Origin of the sequence: Ramlibacter sp. (genome assembly GCF_013697775.1) — a bacterium.
Taxonomy (GTDB): domain Bacteria; phylum Pseudomonadota; class Gammaproteobacteria; order Burkholderiales; family Burkholderiaceae_C; genus Ramlibacter.
Map to the genome: position 1 here is coordinate 1 of NZ_JACCWG010000189.1, position 3,156 is coordinate 3,156.

The 3,156-nt window shown below is 64.3% G+C and carries 2 protein-coding genes and 1 pseudogene; 1 reads left to right on the plus strand and 2 read right to left on the minus strand.

Translation table 11 applies throughout. The features are described 5' to 3' along the window. Window positions 1-274 precede the first annotated feature (274 nt). Window positions 275-2,260 (minus strand): acetate--CoA ligase, encoded by a 1,986-nt coding sequence (acs, locus tag H0U68_RS09205; RefSeq protein ID WP_296354830.1) that lies wholly within the window; start codon window positions 2,258-2,260, stop codon window positions 275-277. Between the two features lie 146 nt (window positions 2,261-2,406). On the opposite strand from acs, the gene H0U68_RS09210 reads away from it, so the two are divergent. Beyond that, window positions 2,407-3,021, plus strand: a complete 615-nt coding sequence (locus H0U68_RS09210) for a YqhA family protein (RefSeq protein WP_296354832.1) — start codon at window positions 2,407-2,409, stop codon at window positions 3,019-3,021. 10 nt (window positions 3,022-3,031) lie between these two features. Here the strand turns inward: H0U68_RS09210 and H0U68_RS09215 are convergent. Further along, a pseudogene (locus H0U68_RS09215) lies at window positions 3,032-3,156 on the minus strand (IS630 family transposase); the annotation flags it as partial.

A 3,156-nucleotide genomic window follows, 5' to 3' on the forward strand; every position in this document is an offset into this window, starting at 1 on the left:
GAACCCGGCGATCCTGGAGCAGTTGGCGGAGAAGCTTTGAGGTTGTGCGGATCGTGTGCCCGGCCGGCAAGGTCCGTGAACCGTCGAGCTAAAGCCTTTCCGCCTCTTGAGCAGGCGCGCCAGCCACGTCGCACTGCCGATAGAATGTCCAGATGATGTCGCTCTTGCGTCTTGTGATTGTGTGGCTCGTGATGGCCGCGATTCCGCTGCAGGGTCTGGCGGCTGCGACCATGGCTTTCTGCGCCGGTGCGCCGCGCCGCCTAGTTCCTGCGGCTTAGAGCGGCTGGGCCAGCTGCTCCAGGATCGCGGGATTTTCCAGTGTGGTGATGTCCTGCGTGATCTGCTCGCCCTTGGCGATGCTGCGCAGCAGGCGGCGCATGATCTTGCCGCTGCGCGTCTTGGGCAGGTTGTCGCCGAAGCGGATGTCCTTGGGCTTGGCGATCGGCCCGATCTCCTTGGCCACCCAGGCGCGCAGTTCGTCGGCGATCTTCTTCGCCTCCTCGCCGGTCGGGCGCGAGCGCTTGAGCACCACGAACGCGCAGATCGCCTCGCCGGTCACGTCGTCGGGCCGGCCCACCACGGCGGCTTCGGCCACCAGGTCGGTCTTGGACACCAGCGCCGATTCGATTTCCATCGTGCCCATGCGGTGGCCCGAGACGTTCAGCACGTCGTCGATGCGGCCGGTGATGCGGAAATAGGCGTTGTCCACGTTGCGCACCGCGCCGTCGCCGGCCAGGTAGAAGCGGCCGCCCATTTCCTCGGGGAAGTAGCTCTTCTTGAAGCGCTCTGGGTCGCCCCAGATGGTGCGGATCATCGATGGCCACGGCCGCTTGATGACCAGGATGCCGCCCGAGCCGTTCGCAACGTCCTTGCCGGTCTCGTCGACGATCGCGGCCATGATGCCCGGCAGCGGCAGCGTGCACGAGCCCGGAACGGTGGGCGTGGCACCCGGCAGCGGGTTGATCACGTGCCCGCCGGTCTCGGTCTGGAAGAAGGTGTCCACGATCGGGCAGCGCTCGCCGCCCACGTTCCGGTGGTACCACATCCAGGCTTCGGGGTTGATCGGCTCGCCCACGGTGCCGATGATGCGCAGCGACGACAGGTCCCAGTTCTTCGGATGCACCTTCGCGTCGGTCTCGGCGGCCTTGATCAGCGAGCGGATCGCCGTGGGCGCCGTGTAGAACACCGTGATCTTGTGCTTCTCGATGTTGTGCCAGAAACGGCCTGCATGCGGGAAGGTGGGAATGCCCTCGAAGATCAGCTGGCTGGCGCCGGCAGTCAGCGGGCCGTAGGCGATGTAGGTGTGCCCGGTGATCCAGCCGATGTCGGCGGTGCACCAGAACATATCTTCCGGCTTGATGTCGAAGCTCCACTCCATGGTGAGCTTGGACCACAGGATGTAGCCGCCGGTGGAATGCTGCACGCCCTTGGGTTTGCCGGTGGAGCCGGAGGTGTAGAGGATGAACAGCGGATGCTCCGCGCCGACCGGTTCGGGCGCGCACTCGGTGCTCTGGCCCTGCAGCGCCTCGTCGAACGTCTTGTCGCGCCCGGCCACCATGTTGCAGGCCGTGGCCGTGCGCATGTAGACCAGCACGCTCCGGATGCTTTCGCAGCCACCCATGGCCAGCGCCTCGTCCACGATGGACTTCAGGCCCATCTCCTTGCCGCCGCGCATCTGGAAGTTGGCGGTGATCACGGCCACGGCGCCGGCATCGATCACGCGCTCCTGCACGCTCTTGGCCGAGAAGCCACCGAACACCACGCTGTGCGTCGCGCCGATGCGCGCGCAGGCCTGCATGGAAACAATGCCCTCGATGCTCATGGGCATGTAGATCAGGACGCGGTCGCCCTTGCCGATGCCCTGGGCCTTGAGCGCGTTGGCGAACTGGCTCACGCGCGCGAGGAGTTCCTTGTAGGCGATCTTCGTGACCTGGCCATCGTCGGCCTCGAAGGTGATCGCCGTCTTGTTCTCCACCGGCGTGCCCATGTGCCGGTCCAGGCAGTTGGCCGACGCGTTGAGCTCGCCATCCTCGAACCACTTGTAGAACGGCGCGTTCGATTCGTCCAGCGTCTTGGTGAACGGCTTGGTCCACACCACGTTTTCGCGCGCGAGGCGCGCCCAGAATCCTTCGAAGTCGCGCCCTGCCTCCGCGCACATCGCCTCGTACGCCGCCATGCCGGAAATGCGCGCGCCCTGGACGGCCGCCTCGGGTGGCGGAAAGACACGGTTTTCGACCAGGACCGACTCGATGGCGCTCATGATGCTTGTCTCCGAAAGCAGGTGAATTTGCGCGCTAAATGTCAGTGTTCCCACTTACAAGCCACTGACTGGCGCGAGGCTTACGAATTTACCCCGCGCCCCCCGAAACTACAATCGGCCACACCCGCACAACGCCTTTCCATCCAATGCAAGAAAAACCCGGTCCCGGTCCCGTTTCGCCCCTGCGCCCGCTGCCCAACCTGATCTTCGCGAGCCGCTGGCTGCAGCTGCCGCTGTACCTCGGGCTCATCGCGGCGCAGGCGGTGTACGTGGTGCACTTCGTGGTGGAACTGTGGCACCTGATCGAAGCGGCCGCGGGCAGCCAGGCCGCCTTGCAGCAGCTGGTCTCCAGCATCGGCTACAAGACGACGGCGCAGGTCACCTCGCTGAACGAAACCATCATCATGCTGGTGGTGCTGGCGCTGATCGACGTGGTGATGATTTCCAACCTGCTGATCATGGTGATCGTCGGCGGCTTCGAGACCTTCGTCAGCCGCATGGGACTAGAGGGCCACCCCGACCAGCCGGAATGGCTGAGCCATGTGAATGCGTCGGTGCTGAAGGTGAAGCTCGCGACGGCCATCATCGGCATCTCGTCGATCCACCTGCTGAAGACTTTCATCAACGCCGACAACTACACGGACCGCGTGCTGATCGCGCAGACCGTGATCCACATCACCTTCCTGCTGTCGGCAATGGCGATTGCCTACACGGACAAGATCATGGCGTCGGCCGGAGCGGGGCGCGCCGACAAGCACTGACAAGGCGCGCCTAGTGTCCTGTCCCGATAATACGTGAGCAAAGTCGATGCAGCTTTTCAAGGATCGAATCGGCGGTCGCAGTCCATTTGAACGGCTGACAGTTTTGGTTGTGAGCGTTGACGAAATGGTCGATGC

Bases quoted from the DNA above. Each gene is read 5' to 3' on its own strand.
- H0U68_RS09210 (WP_296354832.1), top strand. From the start codon at position 2,407: ATGCAAGAAAAACCCGGTCCCGGTCCCGTTTCGCCCCTGCGCCCGCTG.
- acs (WP_296354830.1), bottom strand. From the start codon at position 2,260: ATGAGCGCCATCGAGTCGGTCCTGGTCGAAAACCGTGTCTTTCCGCCA.